General features: G+C 36.6%; 16 protein-coding genes, 1 other RNA gene and 1 other annotated feature. Of the genes, 16 read left to right on the forward strand and 1 reads right to left on the reverse strand.

Going from position 1 to position 21,179, the window contains the following annotated elements; all coding sequences use genetic code 11:
• Positions 1–89 precede the first annotated feature (89 nt).
• The 16 genes from secDF (at position 90) to OEV82_RS00425 (ending at position 19,613) form a co-directional block, all read left to right on the forward strand.
• Positions 90–2,354: a protein translocase subunit SecDF gene (gene secDF, locus OEV82_RS00350; RefSeq protein ID WP_263060645.1), complete on the forward strand. Its 2,265-nt coding sequence runs from the start codon at positions 90–92 to the stop codon at positions 2,352–2,354.
• A 173-nt stretch (positions 2,355–2,527) separates the two neighbouring features.
• On the forward strand, positions 2,528–4,888 hold the full coding sequence (recJ, locus tag OEV82_RS00355; protein ID WP_263060646.1) for a single-stranded-DNA-specific exonuclease RecJ: 2,361 nt from the start codon (positions 2,528–2,530) through the stop codon (positions 4,886–4,888).
• The gene (locus OEV82_RS00360; protein WP_173658592.1) at positions 4,879–5,391 is read left to right on the forward strand and encodes an adenine phosphoribosyltransferase; all 513 of its coding nucleotides are present in this window, start codon (positions 4,879–4,881) and stop codon (positions 5,389–5,391) included. The genes recJ and OEV82_RS00360 overlap by 10 nt, the downstream gene beginning before the upstream one ends.
• Positions 5,392–5,628: 237 nt before the next feature.
• Positions 5,629–7,821: a RelA/SpoT family protein gene (locus tag OEV82_RS00365; RefSeq protein WP_263060647.1), complete on the forward strand. Its 2,193-nt coding sequence runs from the start codon at positions 5,629–5,631 to the stop codon at positions 7,819–7,821.
• Positions 7,822–7,833: 12 nt separating this feature from the next.
• Positions 7,834–8,274, forward strand: coding sequence for a D-aminoacyl-tRNA deacylase (gene dtd / locus OEV82_RS00370; protein WP_263060648.1), 441 nt, complete (start codon positions 7,834–7,836; stop codon positions 8,272–8,274).
• Positions 8,275–8,400: 126 nt separating this feature from the next.
• A complete protein-coding gene (locus OEV82_RS00375) occupies positions 8,401–8,586 on the forward strand; it encodes a hypothetical protein (RefSeq protein ID WP_317630490.1) in 186 nt (61 codons plus the stop codon).
• 115 nt (positions 8,587–8,701) lie between these two features.
• Positions 8,702–8,933: a binding site (T-box leader), on the forward strand.
• 89 nt (positions 8,934–9,022) lie between these two features.
• Complete coding sequence (gene hisS, locus OEV82_RS00380) at positions 9,023–10,306, forward strand: histidine--tRNA ligase (protein ID WP_263060649.1); 1,284 nt, start codon at positions 9,023–9,025, stop codon at positions 10,304–10,306.
• Position 10,307: 1 nt separating this feature from the next.
• Positions 10,308–12,083, forward strand: a complete 1,776-nt coding sequence (gene aspS, locus OEV82_RS00385; RefSeq protein ID WP_263060650.1) for an aspartate--tRNA ligase — start codon at positions 10,308–10,310, stop codon at positions 12,081–12,083.
• Between the two features lie 59 nt (positions 12,084–12,142).
• A non-coding RNA gene (ssrS, locus tag OEV82_RS00390) (6S RNA) lies at positions 12,143–12,331 on the forward strand.
• A 390-nt stretch (positions 12,332–12,721) separates the two neighbouring features.
• Positions 12,722–13,219 (forward strand): diaminobutyrate acetyltransferase, encoded by a 498-nt coding sequence (gene ectA, locus OEV82_RS00395; protein ID WP_263060651.1) that lies wholly within the window; start codon positions 12,722–12,724, stop codon positions 13,217–13,219.
• Between the two features lie 30 nt (positions 13,220–13,249).
• On the forward strand, positions 13,250–14,542 hold the full coding sequence (ectB, locus tag OEV82_RS00400; RefSeq protein WP_263060652.1) for a diaminobutyrate--2-oxoglutarate transaminase: 1,293 nt from the start codon (positions 13,250–13,252) through the stop codon (positions 14,540–14,542).
• A gap of 47 nt (positions 14,543–14,589) precedes the next feature.
• The gene (locus OEV82_RS00405; protein ID WP_173658600.1) at positions 14,590–14,979 is read left to right on the forward strand and encodes an ectoine synthase; all 390 of its coding nucleotides are present in this window, start codon (positions 14,590–14,592) and stop codon (positions 14,977–14,979) included.
• Between the two features lie 214 nt (positions 14,980–15,193).
• Positions 15,194–16,042, forward strand: coding sequence for a MurR/RpiR family transcriptional regulator (locus tag OEV82_RS00410; RefSeq protein ID WP_173658601.1), 849 nt, complete (start codon positions 15,194–15,196; stop codon positions 16,040–16,042).
• 135 nt (positions 16,043–16,177) lie between these two features.
• Positions 16,178–17,062, forward strand: a complete 885-nt coding sequence (gene murQ / locus OEV82_RS00415; RefSeq protein ID WP_263060653.1) for an N-acetylmuramic acid 6-phosphate etherase — start codon at positions 16,178–16,180, stop codon at positions 17,060–17,062.
• A gap of 24 nt (positions 17,063–17,086) precedes the next feature.
• Positions 17,087–18,451, forward strand: coding sequence for a PTS transporter subunit EIIC (locus OEV82_RS00420; RefSeq protein WP_263060654.1), 1,365 nt, complete (start codon positions 17,087–17,089; stop codon positions 18,449–18,451).
• Positions 18,452–18,542: 91 nt separating this feature from the next.
• A complete protein-coding gene (locus OEV82_RS00425) occupies positions 18,543–19,613 on the forward strand; it encodes a DUF871 domain-containing protein (protein ID WP_173657734.1) in 1,071 nt (356 codons plus the stop codon).
• 74 nt (positions 19,614–19,687) lie between these two features.
• Here OEV82_RS00425 and OEV82_RS00430 read toward each other — a convergent pair whose 3' ends face one another.
• A complete protein-coding gene (locus OEV82_RS00430; protein WP_173657735.1) occupies positions 19,688–20,965 on the reverse strand; it encodes a replication-associated recombination protein A in 1,278 nt (425 codons plus the stop codon).
• Positions 20,966–21,179: the final 214 nt, after the last annotated feature.

Here is a 21,179-nt window from a genome sequence, read left to right on the forward strand (position 1 = left end):
CTTGTTTATAAGAAAGACAACATAAGTAAGTTTTGAATTTATATTTTATCTTTTCATCTCAGGGTGTTCTCTTTTAAGGAGGATTTTTAATGGTAAAAAAGAATCGAATTCTATCTTTTGTTCTAATCATATTCGCATTTGCTGCATTAATTGGATTGACAATTAAAGATATCGTTAGTGATGTAAAACTGGGTTTGGATTTACAAGGTGGTTTTGAGGTTCTGTATGAAGTCAGTCCATTAAATGAAGGCGATCAAATCAATAGTAACACGTTAGCAAGTACAGCTGATGCACTAGATCGACGAATTAATGCACTTGGCGTCAGTGAACCAAGGATTGAAATAGAAGAAGGAAATCGCATCCGTGTGCAACTGGCTGGAGTGGAAGATCAACAACAAGCAAGAAAAATGTTATCGACAACGGCAGAACTTACATTTCGAGATGCCAATGATAAAGAATTATTAAATGGGTCTGACCTTGTCGAAGGCGGTGCAAAACAAGCTTTTGACCAAACAAACAGACCGATTGTCACTCTTCAATTAAAGGATGCCGACAAATTTGCCGAAGCAACGAAACATGTCCTTCAACAATCAAACAATGTGATGGTCATTTGGTTAGACTTTAATGAAAATGAAGATTCTTTTGCTAAAGAAATTACTAAGGAAAACCCCAAATATATTTCTGCACCGGCGGTAACGGAGGTTATTCGCAGTACAGAAGTTCAAATCACAGGGGACTTTACGGTTGAAGAGGCACAAAACTTAGCAAATCTCTTAAATGCAGGTTCTTTACCGGTGAAACTTACAGAAATATATTCAACCTCTGTCGGTGCCCAATTTGGTGTTGATGCATTACAAAAAACGGTTTTCGCTGGTATTATCGGTATTGCCGCTATTTTCCTATTCATGCTTTTCTACTACCGATTACCAGGTTTAGTAGCCGTCATTGCACTAACAGTATACATATGGTTAATTTTATTCGTATATGAAGGCTTAAACGCTGTTTTGACATTGCCGGGAATCGCTGCTTTAGTATTAGGAATTGGTATGGCTGTGGATGCAAATATCATTTCTTATGAACGGCTTAAAGAAGAATTGCGTGTTGGTAGATCCCTTCAGGCCGCCTTTAAAGAAGCAAATAAATCTTCTTTTATTACAATATTTGACGCACAAATTACGACTTTAATTGCCGCCATTGTGTTATATGTTTATGGTGAAAGCTCAATTAAAGGTTTTGCGACAATGTTAATTGTCAGTATCCTATTAAGCTTTATTACGAATGTGTATGTATCTAGATTTCTTCTCGGATTCCTTGTTCATAGTCGTCTATTTGATAGGAAATTACGTTTATTCGGTGTAAAACCATCGGAGATTCATGAATTAAAAGAAGGTCTTGAAACAACAGAATTAACGACGAAATTTGATAAAATTGATTTTGTCAAACATAAGTCGAAATACTTTACAGCATCAGGTGTCCTACTTTTAGCCGGGCTCGTTTTACTCATTATCTTTAAATTGAATTTATCAATCGATTTTACAAGTGGTACCCGGATTGAAATTATGTCTGATTCGGAAATAACAACAGAAGAAGTGAAAAACGAACTTGCAAAATTCGATGTTGAGACCGATGATATTGTTATTTCTGGAGAAGACCATGATAGAGCGACTGCCCGTTATAAAGGGACATTGGAACAAGACGAAATCAATGATATGAAAGCTTATTTTCTAGATAAGTATGGAGTAGATCCGAATATTAGTGTTGTAACACCAACGGTCGGTAAAGAGATTGCTAAAAATGGTATGACGTCGGTAGCGATTGCATTTGTTGGTATCAGTATATACGTTGCACTCCGTTTTGAATGGAGAATGGGTTTGGCTGCTGTACTCGCCTTAATTCATGATGCATTCTTTATGGTAGCTGTTTTCAGTATTACTCGATTAGAAGTTGACTTGAACTTCATAGCTGCTGTATTGACCGTTATTGGCTTTTCGATCAATGATACAATTGTGACTTTTGACCGTATGCGTGATCATTTACGGAAGCATAAAAAGATTCGTGAATATCATGTGCTAGAAGAAATTGTTAACAAGTCGTTGCGTCAAGTCATGACACGTTCCATCAATACATCTTTATCGACACTTTTACCAGTTGTTTTCTTACTGTTGTTCGGTAGTGAAGCGATTACGAATTTCTCTTTAGCTATGTTTATTGGTCTTGTTGTAGGGGTGTATTCTTCCATATTCATCGCAGCCCAATTATGGCTTGTCTGGAAAGGAAAAGAATTAAAGAAAAAGGGTGTATTAATTACTTATACAGAAAAGAAAAAGTTTGCAGGCGATGAGCCTCAAGTTTGAATCCAATATAGTTGTTTGTAAAAGGACCTTGTTTTAGGTCCTTTTTCCATTTTTGTATGCTGTTTGAATACGATTTTTATGATAAAATCAGTCTTCTTTTTGTTAAAAAGAATCCATACATTGAATATCTGCTAGCTCTTTTGTATAATAGACAGGTTGAGAGGTGAAACGTTATGTTGCAGTCTAAAACGCACTGGAAGATTCGTCAAGATCATGAAGTAAATATTAATCATTTCGTGAACGAACTAAATTTAACACCTCTAGTTGCGAGATTATTAGTGAATCGTGGCATTGAAACGGTAGAAGAAGCAAAGTCTTTTTTATTTCATAATGGTGAATGTTATGATCCTTTTTTATTAGAAGATATGCATATTGCTATTGAAAGAATTAATCAGGCAATTCGGAATAAAGAAAAAATTACGGTATATGGAGATTATGATGCCGACGGTGTAACAAGTACGTATGTTTTGTTATCGACACTGAAAAAGCTTGGTGCAAATGTTGATTTCTATATTCCGAATCGATTTACTGAAGGGTATGGTCCAAATGAAGAAGCATTTCGTTTTTTAAAGGATCAAGGTACAGACTTAATCGTTACTGTTGACAACGGAATTGCTGGTATACATGAAGCCAATGTTGCTAAAGAAATTGGATTAGACTTGATTATTACGGACCATCATGAACCAGGTCCAGAGCTTCCAGATTGTTTGGCCATTATCCATCCGAAGCGACCGAACTCCATATATCCCTTTCAAGAATTAGCAGGGGTTGGTGTGGCTTTTAAATTAGCTACTGCTTTATTAGGAGAAGTATCTGAAGAACTGTTACCATTTGTTGCAATTGGCACAGTTGGAGATCTAGTTTCGCTAAAGGATGAGAATCGTTTATTAGTTCAAAAGGGATTAAAATTGATCCCTTCCTGTCAAAATCTCGGTTTAAAAGCATTGTTAAAAGTAGCTGGTGCCGATATACATCATGTTAATGAAATGACCATCGGGTTTACGCTTGCACCGCGCATTAATGCACCAGGAAGATTAGAACATGCGGATCTTGGTGTTCATTTGTTTTTAACAGAAGATCCTGAGGAAGCATTTGCCATTGCTCAGGAAATTAATGATTTAAATAAACAAAGGCAATCGATTGTTGATGAAATAGCAAAGGAAGCGATTGCCGAGTTTACTGAGAACGAAAAATACAAAGACGATCAAATCATTGTTTTAGGAAAAGAAAATTGGCATCCAGGTGTTATAGGAATTGTTGCTTCCCGTTTAGTTGAAACTTTTTCAAAGCCTGCCCTCGTTTTTTCATATGACTACACAACCGGACTTGCCAAAGGTTCTGCTCGAAGTATTCCTAGATTTGATTTGTTCGAAAATTTAAGTAAATGTCGTGATCTTTTACCTCATTTTGGTGGCCATAAGATGGCAGCTGGAATGACGTTAAAAATAGAAGATGTCGATAAACTTCGACAGAGATTAAATACATTAGCAAAAGAACAATTAACACCAGAAGATTTTATCCTAGAAACTGAAATTGATGGTGTTATATCATTGAATGAGATCAACTTAGAAACTATTGAGCAGATGGAACGATTAGCCCCCTTTGGTACAGATAATCCTAAACCAATCATCATGGTGAAAGATGTTCAACTTCCTAATATTCGTTCTGTTGGGAGTGACGGAAAACATTTGAAAATGACAATGGCTAATCATTCAGTGGAGGTCGATGGAATCGGATTTAATTTAGGAGAATTAGCCGATCACATTTCACCATTAGCCAATGTTTCTTTAATTGGAGAGTTAGACATAAACGAGTGGAATCATATTCGGAAACCGCAAGTATTAGTAAAAGATATCCAAATTAACGAATGGCAGTTATTTGATTACCGTGGCCATCGTAAAATAGAACAATGGGTAGATAAATTACCAAAAGAAAATTGCAAGTTTATTGTTTTTCAAGAGGAATCCATTGGAAAATTAAATTTGGCGCCTTATTTAAAAGATGTCCTTTTGATTTCGACAATGGATGAAGCAAAAGATGCCGTTATTCAAAACACCCATCTTGTTCTTGTCGATTTACCACCAAATTCAATGTATCTAGAAACCCTTCTTTCAAATAAAAGTATCTCACGCATTTATGCATATTTTTATCAAGAAGATACTGCGCTATTCAGTACAATGCCGAAACGAGAACATTTTAAATGGTATTATTCTTTTTTACGAAAACAAGAAACTTTCGATATTCAAAATAGGGGACATGACTTAGCCAAATTCAGTGGTTTATCCATTGAAGCAATAAAATTTATGACACAAGTGTTTTTTGATTTAGAGTTTGTTAAAATGGATAATGGCGTTGTGTCGATTGTCCAATCACCACAAAAACGTAATTTGACGGATTCAACAACCTATAAACGAAGAATTGAACATATGGAATTGGAAAAAACTTTACTTTATTCAACCTATAGTGAATTAAAAAAGTGGTTTGATCAATTTATAAAACAAGTGAATATTGAGGAGGAAAACACATGGATTTAGAAAAATATATCGCGATTGTAGAGGATTACCCTTCAAAAGGAATTAGCTTCAAAGATATTACTCCTTTAATGGCGGATGGAGAAGCATTTCGTTATGCAACAGATCAGATTGTGGAATATGCCAAAGAAAAAGAAATTGATATTGTTGTAGGACCTGAAGCACGCGGATTTATTATTGGTTGTCCGGTTGCTTATGCATTAGGTGTTGGTTTTGCTCCGGTACGTAAACCAGGCAAATTACCTCGTGAAACGATTCAAGTGGATTATGCGCTGGAATATGGCACAAATACGCTTACCATTCATAAGGATGCAGTTAAACCTGGCCAACGAGTTTTAATCATTGACGACTTGCTCGCTACGGGTGGTACAATAGAAGCAACGAAGAAATTAGTTGAAAAATTAGGCGGTAAAGTTGTTGGTGCTGCATTTTTAATTGAATTGTCCTATTTAAACGGCCGTGACAAATTAAAAGATATTGAGATTAAAACGTTATTATCATATTAGTAACCTTTGATAAGAATAGCTTGGCAAATCTAGCCAAGCTGTTCCTTTATTTACAAGTAGAACAGGATCAATCCATTCTATTGTTAAAAAGTATACAAAGGGCTTTACAATTTCCTTATTTTTATTGATAATAAAAGCAATTAAACTTTTTTCATAGGTATTATTATTTAATATTGATTACATTTTTTGACAATTATGATTAATCCTACCGTTGGATATATTTGTAAAGGTGATATTATGAGTTCTGATCGGGCTATTACAATAGATGATTGCATGATGAAAATTAAAAGTTATTTAAATAAGGAGCATTCTGATTTAGTATATCGTGCTTATAAGTTTGCGGAAAAGGCCCATGACGGTCAAGTACGAAAATCTGGTGAGCCGTATATTATTCATCCGATTCAAGTTGTCGGGATATTGGCGGATTTAAAAATGGATCCAGCCACCCTTTGTGCAGGTTTTCTACATGATGTGGTAGAAGACACCTCCGTTACTATTGAAGATTTGGAGCGGGAATTTGGTTCGGAAATCGCTATGCTCGTCGACGGAGTGACGAAACTCGGAAAAATTAAGTTTAAATCCCACGAAGAGCAACAAGCTGAAAACCACCGAAAAATGTTTGTCGCTATGGCAAAAGATATACGAGTCATATTAATCAAGTTTTCTGACCGATTGCATAATATGCGCACATTAAAACACCTTCCAGAGCAAAAGCAAAGAAGAATCGCCAATGAAACACTAGAAATATTTGCTCCTTTAGCCCATCGGTTAGGGATTTCGAAAATCAAATGGGAATTGGAAGATACTGCGCTTAGATTTTTAAATCCTCAACAATATTATCGAATCGTTAACTTAATGAAACGAAAACGGGCTGAACGCGAAGAACATATTCAGGTTGTAATTGATGAAGTGAAAAAGCGACTCGATGAATTGAATATTCAAGCAGAAATTACCGGTCGTCCAAAACATATATATAGCATATATCGGAAAATGGTCCACCAAAATAAACAATTCAATGAAATATATGACTTGTTAGCAGTCCGGATTATCGTCAATAGTATTAAGGATTGTTATGCAGTACTCGGGATTATCCATACAGCATGGAAACCAATGCCAGGACGATTCAAAGATTATATTGCGATGCCAAAGCAAAATATGTATCAATCATTGCACACAACGGTTATAGGACCGAAGGGTGATCCATTAGAAGTTCAAATTCGTACTCATGACATGCATAATATTGCTGAATACGGGATTGCGGCTCATTGGGCATATAAAGAAGGGAAAAAAGCAAATACCGGTAATCATTTCGAGAAAAAATTAACTTGGTTCCGGGAAATTCTCGAATTTCAAAATGAATCACAAAATGCGGAAGAATTCATGCGATCATTAAAAGTCGACCTCTTTTCGGATATGGTTTATGTATTTACGCCAAAAGGAGATGTCATTGAGCTACCAGCAGGTTCGGTACCTATTGATTTTGCTTATCGTATTCATACCGAGATTGGTAATAAAACGATCGGTGCGAAAGTGAACAGCAAGATGGTACCATTGGATTATAAATTAAAAACCGGTGATATTGTAGAAATATTAACATCGAAACATTCCTATGGGCCAAGCCGTGACTGGATTAAACTTGCACAGACCTCTCAAGCGAAAAATAAAATTAAACAATTTTTCAAACGTCAACTAAAAGAAGAAAACATTATTAAAGGTAAGGAACTAGTAGAAAAAGAGGTTCAAAAGCTTGAATTTGATATGAAAGAAGTTATGACGCCGGAAAATATTAAACGGGTGGCTGAGAAATTTAACTTTGCTAATGAAGATGATATGTATGCTGCTGTTGGTTATAATGGAATTACTGCTGCTCAAATTGCGACTCGTTTAACAGAGCCGCTTCGCAAGAAGAAGGAAATTGAAGATGAAGCTATATTACATGAGATCAATGACCTAAAATCAAATCAGTCACCGAAAAGACGTGATGCGGGGGTTCGCGTTAAAGGAATTGACAATCTCCTAATTCGCCTGTCAAAATGTTGCAATCCGATTCCAGGTGATGAAATTGTCGGCTATATTACAAGAGGACGAGGAATTTCAGTTCATCGAGCAGATTGTCCAAATACGCAAGATGTTAATATTAAAGACCGGCTAATTCCTGTTGAATGGGAAGGCTATGCTTCAAATAAAAAAGAATATAACGTGGATTTAGAAATTAACGGTTTTGATCGTAGAGGCCTATTAAATGAAGTATTACAGGCGGTAAATGAGACAAAAACACATATTTCTGCTGTAAATGGAAAAACCGACCGTAATAAAATGGCTGTGATCCATCTTTCTATTTCCATTCATAATGTTGCTCATTTACAAAAGGTCGTTGAGCGTATTAAACAAATTCATGATATTTATGCAGTCCGCCGTGTCCTAAACTAAAGGAGGCATTATATGCGAATCGTATTACAAAGAGCAAAAGATGCTAAAGTGATCGTTAATGGAGAAAGTGTTGGTGCTATTGAAAAAGGTTTTGTACTTTTAGTCGGTATCACTCATGATGATACGGAAGCAGATGCAGATTATTTAGTGGAAAAAATCGCTGGTTTGCGCGTCTTTGAAGATGATAATGGAAAAATGAATTTATCGATCCAAGATGTCGGTGGTGCCATCCTTTCTGTATCCCAATTTACATTATATGGGGATACAAGAAAAGGTAGACGACCAAATTTTATGGCTGCTGCTAAACCAGAATATGCTAAAAAACTGTATGATTATTTTAATGAGAAGTTAAGGGGAAAAGAATTAACCGTTGAAACAGGGATTTTTGGTGAAATGATGGATGTTCAATTCACGAATGACGGTCCGGTTACACTATTACTGGAATCAAAATGAATATCCTCAAGGAAGCTTTGTTTGCTTTCTTGAGGTCTCCTATTATCCACATACACTCCATGAAAGATTTGTTTGTTTTTCGGACATACTATTAAAACGAACAAAAGTCTTCTGTTTAATAAAGGAGTGTATGCATTGCGTTCAAGTGATAAACATAGTCATTCGAATAAAGCTTCGAAAAGCCTATTCGGCGTAAATTTTCATGAATTCATCGACCAGCAAGATCAAAGTACGATGTATGAACTAGCTTCTGATTTTGGCATATCACTCGGTGAGGTAAAAAAACTAAAAAAACGATTAAATCGCTCATAATACTAGTTATTTCAATAGCGGAAACTCTTGAGATGAAAGATGATATCAACCATCGTTACCCCCTTGACAATTTTTTCATCATTCCGTAATATAATCGAAGAAGAAAAATACATATGTCGATCTAATGATGGAGAAAAGTAATTGTGATCCAGGTGTAAAGAGAGGGGATGCCGTGGCTGAAAGCATTCCTACATACTGCCACAATGAAAGACACTCCTGAAGATAGCTCTGAAAGACGTTGTTTCGTTTAGTAAGGGTATTACGTAAACAGGCGTTAACTGGTAAGTGGAAGAGGAATGTTCTTCTTCAATTAGGGTGGCACCGCGAGATAGGCTCTCGTCCCTTGTTTCGACAAGGGGCGGGGCTTTTTTATTATGGAATCTTATCAGTTGCGAGTGAATAAATGACGGATGCTTAAAACTAAGGAGGAATTAAAATGAATGTAAAAATCCCACGTGGTACCCAGGATATCCTTCCTGAACAAGTAAAACTATGGCAATGGATAGAAGATAAAGTCAGACACATCACAAAGAAATATCGTTATGAAGAAATTCGTACTCCGATTTTTGAACATACGGAAATTTTCCAAAGGGGAGTCGGTGATACAACCGATATCGTTCAAAAAGAAATGTATTCTTTCCAAGATCGTGGTGGAAGAGACCTTACATTAAGACCAGAAGGAACAGCCTCCGTTGTTCGTTCTTTTGTTGAAAATAAAATGTTCGGCCACCCAAATCAACCAATAAAATTGTATTATATGGGACCGATGTTTCGATATGAACGTCCACAGTCGGGGAGATATCGTCAATTTGTTCAGTTCGGCGTTGAAGCGTTAGGAAGTGCTGATCCTGCTATAGATGCCGAAGTGATCGCCTTAGCATTAGAGATCTATCAAACGGTAGGCTTGAAAAATTTAAATCTCGTCATTAATAGTTTAGGTGATATTGAGTCTCGTCTAAAACATCGTGAAGCGTTAATTAATCACTTTAAACCAAGAATTGGCGAGTTCTGTAAAGATTGTCAAAGTCGGTTAGAAAAAAATCCACTTCGGATATTAGATTGTAAAGTTGACCGCGAACATGAATTGATGAAAACAGCTCCTTCGATTCTAGATTATTTAAATGAGGAATCTCAAGAATATTTTGCCAAAGTACGTCAATATTTGGATCAACTCGGTGTTGAATATACCGTTGACCCGACCCTTGTTCGTGGACTAGATTACTATAATCAAACAACTTTTGAGATTATGAGTTCTGCACCAGGTTTCGGTGCCATTACAACCCTATGTGGTGGTGGCCGCTACAACGGTTTAGTTGAAGAATTCGGTGGTCCAGAAACACCTGGTATAGGGTTTGCTTTAAGTATTGAACGTTTAATTGCCGCTATGGAAGCAGAACAAGTAGAGGTGGCCTTTGATGACCAATTAGATTTTTACATTGTTGCTTTAGGTGACAAAGCTAAGGATTATTCGGTAAAATTGCTAGCCGATTTACGTAATAATGGTTTTTCAGCAGATCGTGATTACTTGGATCGGAAAATGAAAGCTCAATTGAAATCTGCGAATCGGTTAAATGCGAAATATACCATTATTATTGGCGAAGATGAACTGGAAAAAGGAGAAGTTCAAGTAAAAAATATGGAATCTGGTGAGCAAAAAGAAGTGAAATTAGCTGAATTCATAGATGTTGTACAGAAATGGTCTAATAGGAAGGAGAAATAACATGTTTGGAAGAACACATTATTGCGGAGAACTATCGGAGAAAAACGTTGGTGAATCTGTTGTATTAAAAGGCTGGGTCCAGAAAAGGCGAGATCTAGGGGGACTTATTTTCATTGATTTAAGAGATCGGACCGGTATCGTTCAAGTTGTGATTAATCCTGTTGATTCACCGGAAAGTTTTAAACTTGCAGAAAGTGTACGTAGTGAATATGTCCTTGATGTAAAAGGGAACGTCATTCGTCGGGCAGAAGGGACAGAGAACAAAAAATTAAAGACCGGTATGATAGAAATCCAATGTGAACAATTGACTATTTTAAACGAAGCGAAAACACCACCATTTCCAATTGAAAATGAAATGGATATTACAGACGAAACACGCATTAAATATCGTTATCTTGATCTTCGTCGTCCTGTTATGTATGAAACGTTACGTTTAAGAAGTAAAACGGTAAAAGCGATTCGTGACTTTTTAGATGCTGAAGAGTTTTTAGAAGTGGAAACACCGATTTTAACGAAAAGTACCCCGGAAGGTGCCCGGGATTATTTAGTACCAAGTCGCGTTCATCCAGGTCACTTTTATGCTTTACCACAGAGCCCACAAATTTTTAAACAATTGTTAATGGTTGGAGGCATTGACCGCTACTATCAAGTTGCTCGTTGCTTCCGTGATGAAGATTTACGTGCTGACAGACAACCGGAATTTACACAAATTGATATTGAAACAAGTTTTATGAGCCAAGAAGATATCATAGCACTTATAGAACAAATGATGAAAAAAGTAATGAAAGACGTAAAAGGCATCGATATTACGACACCTTTCCCACGTTTAACTTATCAAGAAGCAATGGAGCGATATGGTTCGGATAAACCTGACACACGTTTTGGCTTGGAACTTGTCGATGCCTCTGAGATTGTGAAAGACTCAGAATTTAAAGTGTTTGCAAGTACTGTTGCCAATGGCGGTCAAGTAAAAGGCATAAATGTGAAACAAAGTGCAGAGCAATATTCTCGTAAGGATATTGATGCTTTAACAGAGTTTGTGAAAATCTATGGTGCAAAAGGTTTAGCATGGATTAAAGTTACAGAAGAAGGTTTTACAGGACCGATTGCAAAATTCTTTGACGATAACATCCAAAATCAATTAAAAGCATTATTTGATGCTGAAGCAGGCGACTTATTATTATTTGTTGCTGATAAAAAATCCGTTGTTGCCGATAGTTTAGGTGCCTTACGTTTAAAATTAGGAAAAGAATTAGGTTTAATTGATGAAAGTAAATTTAACTTCCTTTGGGTAACGGATTGGCCGCTATTAGAATACGACGAAGAAGAAGGCCGCTACTATGCTGCACACCATCCGTTTACGATGGCTGTACGCGAAGATTTACCTTTACTTGAAACAGATCCTGGGCGAGTTCGTGCACAAGCCTATGATATTGTATTAAATGGTTATGAATTAGGCGGAGGCTCTATTCGAATTTTTGAACGGGATGTTCAAGAGAAGATGTTTAAAGTTTTAGGTTTCTCAGAGCAGTCAGCCCGCGAACAGTTTGGTTTCCTTATGGATGCCTTCGAATATGGTACACCACCACATGGAGGAATTGCGATCGGGTTAGACCGTTTAATCATGCTACTGGCAGGTCGGAGCAATTTACGGGATACGATTGCCTTTCCAAAAACGGCAAGTGCAAGCGATCCGTTAACGAATGCACCGAGTGAAGTAAGTTCTAGCCAGTTAGATGAATTGAAGCTGTCTATAAATATGAAGGAAAGGAAGTAATTTCCGATTCTTGTATATTGAATTAAAATCAAAAGATATGTTATTATACTAACAAACAGAGAGTCCTGATGTGTCCGTTAGTTTTACCAAGTTTTGACCGAACACATTGCCAAAAGGGAGTCCGGAAGTTCTTAAATGGCGCAAATGCCCGTTTTACCGGGACTTGCAAAGTTTAAGACAGGACACCCACCTGCCTATAGCGGGTTCAAAACGTTGGCATCTATAACGACGGCACAATTGGGACCTCTTTTTTTTTAAAAATATAAATATAAAGTTAAAAAATCACAAAAATGAACTGCACTTATTGGTTTGCTTTACAAATCATTGAGTGCGGTTTTTTCTTTTTACTCGTCTATTCCCATTTGATCATCATTAAAAATCATTTATAAGACAAAAGGGATAATGACAAAGAATATTAAAGTTATTTTGAATAAAGCATACCGTAACCCAACGTCATGCTGTTGAATCATGTTTTAATCAAATTCTGAATAAAAATAATAATTTGATTACTATACCATCTATTGTTAACATGACACTATATTCTCTTTGGTGCATTTGACATCACTTTTTATTACAAAATGAGATATTAACATAAACAACCAATGAGAATAAAAATGAGGAGAAAAGGAGGTGGCCAATTGATAACCAAACATACAAGTATACAATATATCAATCCAACTGATGTTGATGGACGAGACATGTATGAACTTGTAAAAAGTTCTACGCTCGATTCAAACTCTCCTTACTGCTATATCATGATGAGTAAATTTTTTAAAAAGACATGTATTGTTGCGAAGGCTAAAGAAACATTAGCAGGTTTTGTTACAGGTTTTGTTCAACCGGATCGACAAGATACCGTTTTTGTATGGCAAATTGGTGTTGATCAACGTTACCGAAAGCAAGGAATTGCAACAAAGATGTTAAAAGCGCTGATTGAAAGTGAAGGTTGTCAACATGTATCGTACATAGAAGCAACCGTAACTCCTTCGAATTATGCATCTAAATCCCTTTTTACAGGATTTGCTGAAAAGATGAACACAAATTATACCGTTCATCGATGTTTTCCAAAAGAGTGGTTTCCGGATGATTCCCATGAGCAAGAACTACTTTATCGAATTGGACCGATAAAAAAATAATGATGATTTATTGGAGGTATGTCCAGAACAATGTCCAAAAAATATAAAAATTCGCTGGCAATTTTTGAACAATTAGAGTCTGAAGTCCGTGCTTATTGTAGAAGTTTCCCCACCGTTTTTACAAAGGCGAAGGGAAGTAAATTGTGGGATGAAGAGGGTAAGGAATATTTAGATTTTTTATCGGGCGCTGGTGCCTTAAATTACGGTCATAATAATCAAAAAATGCAAGATGCTTTAGTCCGTTATATTTTACAAGATAATATCTCCCATAGTCTTGATATGGCAACTGAAGCGAAACGAAATTTCTTAGAAAAATTCAATGAAGTGATTTTGAAACCAAGAAATTTACAATATAAAGTGATGTTTACTGGTCCGACAGGAACAAATGCTGTAGAAAGTGCATTAAAACTTGCACGAAAGGTAACTGGTCGGACAAATATTATTAGTTTTACGAATGGTTTCCATGGTATGACCCTCGGTTCTCTTTCTGTTACAGGAAATGCAATGAAACGCAAAGGTGCCGGAGTCCCATTGCAAAATACAATTTCAGTTCCATTTGACAATTATTTTGAAGAGGATTTCGACACAGTGGAGTATCTCAAGCAAATTTTGGAAGACAGTGGTAGTGGCTTGGACAAACCCGCTGCAGTAATACTTGAGACAGTCCAAGGTGAAGGAGGCATCAATGCGGCTAGATTCCATTGGCTAAAAAGAATTGAAGAAGTTTGCAGAGAATATAACATTTTATTAATTGTGGATGATATTCAAGCTGGAATTGGCCGAACAGGAACGTTCTTTAGTTTTGAACCCGCTGGAATCAAGCCAGACATTGTTTGCCTATCGAAATCCCTTAGTGGCTATGGGCTTCCAATGGCTATCACTTTATTTAAACCCGAACTGGATCAATGGAAACCAGGTGAACATAATGGAACGTTTCGTGGCAATAACTTAGCATTTGTTACCGCTGTAGAAAGTTTAAATTATTGGGATGACGATTCCTTTGAAAAAGATATTCAGAAGAAAGCAAATGTTGTAACGGACTTTTTGCAAAGGTTGGTAAAGGACTTTCCTGAACTGAAAGGAAACCGACAAGGTCGTGGCTTGATGCAAGGGATAAAATGTGGAGCAAAAGACTTAGCTGCAAAAGTTTGTCAAGAAGCATTTAAGAGAGGTTTGATTATGGAAACTTCTGGGCCAATAGATGAAGTGTTCAAACTATTTCCACCATTAACAATTGAAATAGAGGAATTGAAAAAAGGATTTGAGATTATTGAACAAAGTATTGATGCAGTGGTGAAACAACAAAAACTGATTACTGTATAAGTAAATGTGAAAAATATTACTATAGTTTTTTATACGGAGGAATAAATATGAAAGTTGTTCATTTAGATCAAATTATAGGGACTGAGCATGACGTAGATGGTGAAACTTGGATTAGCAGACGGTTGTTAACTAAAAAAGATGGCATGGGGTTTTCCGTAAATGATACACTTATAAAAGCGGGGACAGAAACACATATATGGTATCAAAACCATTTAGAAGCGGTATATTGTATTGAGGGTGAAGGTGAAGTAGAAACCCTTTCGGACGGGAAGGTGTATAAAATTACACCAGGTACCTTATATGCTTTAGATCAACATGATGAACATATTTTACGCGGTGGAAAAGTTGATATGCGTGTCGTTTGTGTATTTAACCCACCCCTTACAGGTCGTGAAGTTCACGATGAAAATGGTGTATATCCAGTAGACGATGATTAGTTTTATTACGTCGAATAACAATATAACATTCCCCTTTTTTTATATTTTCACTTTATATATGATGACAAGAATAAACCGCCCAAGTCATTCGGGCGGTTTTCCTAAGTTCTTTAAAGTACACAATGATGATGAAGGAATGAATGGTTTTATATATAATATATTTAAAGATGAAATTTTATTTCAAATCAGTGAAACAAATTGAGGATGTGAAAAAATGAGTTCTTTATTATTACGAATCGAACAAAATTTAAACAAACTATCAGATGCAGAAAGGAAAATCGGGGAATACGTATTGAAACATCCGGAACTAGTACCGAATATGACTACAAAAGACTTGGCTAAAAATAGTGATGTCAGCGAGTCAAGTGTTGTCCGATTTTGTAAATCGATTGGTATCGGTAGCTTTAAATCCTTTAAATTAGAACTAGTCAAAGATATTACCCTCTCAGACTTAAATTTAACCGATTTTAATATTTTGCAAAAACGGGATAAACCTTATGATTTATTTCAAAAAGTGACGTATGTGAATAAATCAGCGATCGAGGCGACGCCAGCATCTTTAGACAGAAAAGAATTTGAAAAAGCAGTAGAATTATTATATGAAGCGGATCGAATCGTCTTTTTTGGTGTTGGAGGGTCTGCTACGGCTGCTATTGACGGTTATTATAAATTTACTCGGTTAGGGTTTCAATGTACAACACATCAAGATTTTCATTTTTTATTATCATTAATTCCGTTTTTAAGTGAAAAGTCTGTATTAATAGCGGTAAGTATGTCAGGAAAAACAAAAGATGTGTTAGAATTGGCAAGATTTGCTAAATCGAAAGGTGTTACCGTGATTGCGATCACGAATATGGACAAGTCACCACTATATAAAGAATCTGATATAAAATTATGTACTCCAGTTGTAGAGCATGATTATCGGATTGCGAGCATCCCTTCAAGAATGACTCAACTAACAATTATCGATGCGCTGTATTTAAGTGTATTTCATATGAAAGGTGAACAAGTCATTCATCAATATAAAGAAGCTAGAGATGAAGTTATACGACTAAGAAGATAAAAAATATGAAAATGAAAGGGGGAATATTCCATCGTTTGAAATTTTATTTCACAAAAATAATTAAAATGGTTGACACTTTATTTCTATAAAGGTAAAATAAAAGTATGAAAGAAAACTACACAAAAGGGTGAGACGATGCTAGAAAAATTAACAACAGAATTAAGAAACCCAAAAAGCATGGAATTAGATAATAAGTCGATTAAAGAGGTTTTATTATTAATGAATGAAGAAGATGCTACCGTTCCTTTGGCCGTAAAAAAAGAAATTGACAATATTGAAAGCGTTGTCAAAGGAGTGGTGAAAGCTTTCAAAAATGGTGGGAGATTGATCTATGTCGGTGCGGGGACTAGTGGTCGTCTTGGTATATTAGATGCTTCCGAATGTCCGCCTACTTTTGGGGTTGAACCTACATTAGTTCAGGGATTGATTGCAGGAGGTGAGAAAGCCATTTTAAAAGCCATTGAAGGTGCGGAAGATGATGAAGAATCAGGTCAACTGGATTTGAAAGCGATTTCGATTAACGAAAAAGATGTCGTTGTTGGAATAGCTGCAAGCGGTAGAACACCATATGTTATTGGTGCACTCAAATACGCGAACGAAGTCGGAGCAACCACCGCTAGTATTAGCAATAATAAACATTCAGTGATAGGAAAAATCGCCCAAATCGCGATCGAAGTTGAAACAGGTCCTGAAGTATTAACGGGGTCAACTCGATTAAAAGCTGGTACTGCGCAAAAACTTGTGCTCAACATGATCTCAACTGCTTCTATGATTGGAATTGGAAAAGTATATGAAAATCTAATGGTAGATGTACAGCCTACAAATAAAAAGTTAGTAGAACGTTCAAAGAGAATCATTATGGAAGCTACAGGGGTTGATTACGATACTGCACAAACCTATTTTCTACGAGCGAACCAAGAAGTAAAACCAGCCATTGTAATGATTTTATTGAATTGCTCCTATGAAGAAGCGCTTGACAAGTTAGAAAAGTCAAATGGGTTTATTAGAAATACGAAATAAAACCTTAACAGTGGAGGGGAAGTTATGAAAAAAGAAGAGTTGTTGGCAAGGGGGATACTGGAACACATTGGTGGAAAAGAAAATATTCATTCTTTTACCCACTGTATGACAAGGGTCCGCATTAATCTAAAAGAAGATGGTAAAGCCAATATTGCTCAATTAAAAGAGTTAGACGGTGTTATGGGCGTAATTGAAGATGATACGTTGCAAATTGTTGTCGGACCTGGGACAGTGAATAAAGTATCCGAACAGATTTCTCGTATAACAGGAATTAAAATGGGTGAGGTCATGGATGTGAATGAAGACGATCCCGTCAAACTGAAAAAGAATGAGCTTAAAGGGAAAAACAATACACCAGTCAAAAACCTTTTACGAAAAATTGGAAGCATTTTCATCCCTTTAATACCTGGACTTGTTGCATCAGGAATTATAAATGGAGCTGTTGGCTTTCTTAAAAATGCCGGTGTTGATGAAAATTTAACTTGGATGCAAATCTTGGCAATATTGGGCGGAAGTTTATTCGCTTATTTAGCCATCGTTGTTGGTTGGAATACAGCAAAAGAATTTGGGGGAACACCAGTATTAGGTGCGATCGCTGGTATTATTACAATGCATCCTGGATTAGCGGATGTTGTACTGTTTGGACAAAATTTAGTACCCGGCAGAGGCGGATTGTTTGGTGTCATGTTTGCAGCAGGCTTGATGGTTTTCTTTGAAAAACAATATCGGAAATTTGTACCGAATGCAGTTGATATTATTATAACGCCATTATTAACGCTCTTAACAGTAGGTCTTTTAACAATTGCGGCTGTTCAGCCAATAACAGGTTACATTTCCGATGGTATTACAAACGCGATCCATGTCATCCTTGATATAGGTGGAATTGTAGCTGGTGGTTTATTAGCAGGATTCTTCTTGCCACTAGTTATGTTAGGACTTCATCATGGATTAACACCAATTCATATGGAGTTAATTAATACCGTCGGTTCTACTGCCTTACTTCCAATCTTAGCCATGGCTGGTGCGGGTCAAGTTGGTGCTTCGATCGCCATTTATGTAAAAACCAAAAATAAACGAATGAAAAATGTCATTAAAGGTGGACTACCAACCGGTTTCTTAGGAATCGGAGAACCATTATTGTATGGGGTTACCTTGCCTTTAGGACGTCCGTTTATTACCGCTTGTCTTGGTGCGGCTGTTGGTGGTGCATTCCAAGCTGTAATGCATACAGCAGCACGTGGAATAGGTGTTTCAGGTATACCTTTAATCCCACTTATTGTGGACAATAAATATTTGGTTTACTTCCTAGGATTATTAATCACTTATACTGCTGGTTTTCTATTTACGTATTTCTTCGGATATAAAAAAGAGATGGATGAAAACTTTTAATGATGAAACATTGAAATGGGGATGAACGTCCCCTTTTTTTATTAAGAAAATATTAAACGGTTTTCACCTATTAAGGAGAGGAGTTTTTGATATGCTAGGTATCTCCATTTACTTAAATGAGCCAATATCTGATCATCAAAGAGAATATATTCACACCATGAGTAATCTTGGATGTAGAGGTATATTTACTTCACTCCATATTCCAGAAGATGACCCAAGTCTATATGCAACCCGTCTAAAAGAACTTGGTTCATTGGCCAAACAATACAAAATGGAGCTAGTTGCAGATATATCACCCAAATCTCTTGTTTATTTAGGCGTTACTTGGGAAAAAGCAGAAAAATTGAAGGAGTGGGGAATAACAGGGTTACGAGTGGATTATGGATTATCAGAAGAATTAATCGCAAATCTTTCTAGAAAAATGAAAATTGCCTTAAATGCCAGTACGTTAACGGAAGAGAATGTAAATAAACTAAAACAATATAATTTTATTCCATCATCTGTAGAAGCTTGGCATAATTTTTATCCGCGTCCTGAAACAGGCTTAGATACAAAAGAGTTTTATCAACGGAATGAGTGGTTAAAGTCTGAAAAATTAAGCGTAATGGCGTTTATACCTGGAGATGGAATAAGAAGAGGTCCTTTATATAAAGGATTGCCTACGATCGAGGAACATCGTGATTTAACCACATTTGCAGCATATCTTGATTTCTATCACCATCCATCAGTAGATAAAATCTTTATTGGTGATCCAACAATTTGTCAGTCATCGGCTAAACAATTTGCATATTTCAAAGATGGAACTATCTTCCTTAGAGCACATCCTTTTACAGATGACAAACGAATCATGGACCGATTTAAACAAATTCAAACGAATCGTCTCGATGCAGCAAGGGATGTAATTCGATCGGCTGAATCACGTTTATATGGCTTAATGGGCGATTTTTCTGTAGAACCATATAACACTATCGATCGTCCTGTTGGCGCTATAACTGTTGACAATCGTCTATATGGGAGATATCAAGGAGAAATACAGATTACAAAACGTTCTTTGGAAGCTGATCAAAAGGTAAACGTGATCGGGCAAGTCATAAAAGAAGATCTACATCTATTAAACTATATCAGAGGGGGAACGAAATTCATGATTGAGTGGAACGAATAACCATATGATTGTAAGAGGGGGAGGGAGTCTCCCCCAACTATTTATTTGTTGTTTAAACGCTCCTACATTTACTTCTATTTGTTTTTTAATTTATTTATGTTTTCATAAACTTGCGCTAGAGCCGTTTCATATTTTCCTGTCTTCTTCGGTTCATAATACTTTCTGTCTTTTAACGTATCTGGCAGATACTGTTGATCAACCCAGCCACCGTTATAATCATGCGGGTATTTATAACCAATCCCACGACCTAAATTTTTCGCACCGCTGTAATGGGCATCTTTTAAATGATCCGGGACTTCTCCCCCTTTCCCATTCTCGATATCGGAAATCGCTGCATCGATGGCTAAATAGGCCGAATTTGATTTCGGCGATAAGCAAAGATCAATCACCGCATTGGCTAGAGGTATCCGTGCTTCGGGAAAGCCAATCCGTTCAGCCGTTTGTACAGCAGCCAGCGTTCGTACTGCCGCCATTGGATTGGCGAGACCAACATCTTCATAAGCAATCACCAATAGTCTTCTTGCGATACTTGGTAAATCGCCGGCTATAATTAATCGTCCGAGGTAGTGTAAAGCGGCGTTAACATCACTGCCCCGGATGGATTTTTGAAAACCGGATAATACATCATAATGAGCATCTCCGTCTTTGTCATGGTTTAAACTTTTTTTCTGTATACATTCTTCAGCAACAGATATATCGATATGTATCCACCCGTCTTCCTTTTTTTCCGTAGAAAGGACAGCTAATTCAAGACCGTTTAAAGCACTGCGGACATCCCCGTTTGATCGTGTCGCAATAAATTCTAATGTTTCATCTTCAATTTTTACTGGGTATTTGCCAAGCCCTCGTTCTTTATCTTTAAGTGCTCGTTGTAATACAATTTTTACATCTTTCGGTTGTAAAGGTTTTAATTCAAAGATTTGGCATCGGCTTCTAATCGCAGGGTTGATCACATGGTATGGGTTTCCAGTGGTTGCACCAATTAAAACAATCATTCCGTTTTCTAAGTATGGTAAAAGAAAATCTTGTTTAGCCTTATCGAGCCGATGAACTTCATCAAGAAGTAAAATCACTTTTCCGCTCATTTTCGCTTCTTCAACGACGATTTCCATATCTTTTTTATTATTGGTAACGGCATTTAACATGCGAAAGGCATAATCTGTACTACCGGCAATGGCGCTGGCGATGGATGTTTTGCCGACTCCAGGGGGACCGTATAGAATCATCGATGACAATTGTCTTGCTTTGACCATCCGGTGAATGATTTTTCCTTCTCCTACGAGATGTTGTTGTCCGACAACCTCATCGATTACCCTTGGTCGCATGCGATATGCCAATGGTTTTCCACTCATCTTTTTTCACCTTCAATCGATTTTCACAATCAGAATATATGTTCTATGTTTAATGTAGCATAAAGAAAACGTTGGGAAAAGGAGTGAGTCTTTTTCAGCATAATATTCAAAATCTTTTCTTTTTTCGTTGAGATCCATCATTTGCATATAGTTTTACAATGGAAATTATGCTATAATTCGATAGATATGGGTAGCTTTCCCCTGTTCAGAGAGG

Origin of the sequence: Pallidibacillus thermolactis, from assembly GCF_025660415.1 — a bacterium.
GTDB lineage: Bacteria > Bacillota > Bacilli > Bacillales > Caldibacillaceae > Pallidibacillus > Pallidibacillus thermolactis.

Excerpts from the sequence above, each read along its gene's own strand:
- secDF (WP_263060645.1), top strand. The coding sequence starts at position 90 with ATGGTAAAAAAGAATCGAATTCTATCTTTTGTTCTAATCATATTCGCA.
- recJ (WP_263060646.1), top strand. The coding sequence starts at position 2,528 with ATGTTGCAGTCTAAAACGCACTGGAAGATTCGTCAAGATCATGAAGTA.
- OEV82_RS00360 (WP_173658592.1), top strand. The coding sequence starts at position 4,879 with ATGGATTTAGAAAAATATATCGCGATTGTAGAGGATTACCCTTCAAAA.
- OEV82_RS00365 (WP_263060647.1), top strand. The coding sequence starts at position 5,629 with ATGAGTTCTGATCGGGCTATTACAATAGATGATTGCATGATGAAAATT.
- dtd (WP_263060648.1), top strand. The coding sequence starts at position 7,834 with ATGCGAATCGTATTACAAAGAGCAAAAGATGCTAAAGTGATCGTTAAT.
- hisS (WP_263060649.1), top strand. The coding sequence starts at position 9,023 with ATGAATGTAAAAATCCCACGTGGTACCCAGGATATCCTTCCTGAACAA.
- aspS (WP_263060650.1), top strand. The coding sequence starts at position 10,308 with ATGTTTGGAAGAACACATTATTGCGGAGAACTATCGGAGAAAAACGTT.
- ectB (WP_263060652.1), top strand. The coding sequence starts at position 13,250 with ATGTCCAAAAAATATAAAAATTCGCTGGCAATTTTTGAACAATTAGAG.
- OEV82_RS00405 (WP_173658600.1), top strand. The coding sequence starts at position 14,590 with ATGAAAGTTGTTCATTTAGATCAAATTATAGGGACTGAGCATGACGTA.
- OEV82_RS00410 (WP_173658601.1), top strand. The coding sequence starts at position 15,194 with ATGAGTTCTTTATTATTACGAATCGAACAAAATTTAAACAAACTATCA.
- murQ (WP_263060653.1), top strand. The coding sequence starts at position 16,178 with ATGCTAGAAAAATTAACAACAGAATTAAGAAACCCAAAAAGCATGGAA.
- OEV82_RS00420 (WP_263060654.1), top strand. The coding sequence starts at position 17,087 with ATGAAAAAAGAAGAGTTGTTGGCAAGGGGGATACTGGAACACATTGGT.
- OEV82_RS00425 (WP_173657734.1), top strand. The coding sequence starts at position 18,543 with ATGCTAGGTATCTCCATTTACTTAAATGAGCCAATATCTGATCATCAA.
- OEV82_RS00430 (WP_173657735.1), bottom strand. The coding sequence starts at position 20,965 with ATGAGTGGAAAACCATTGGCATATCGCATGCGACCAAGGGTAATCGAT.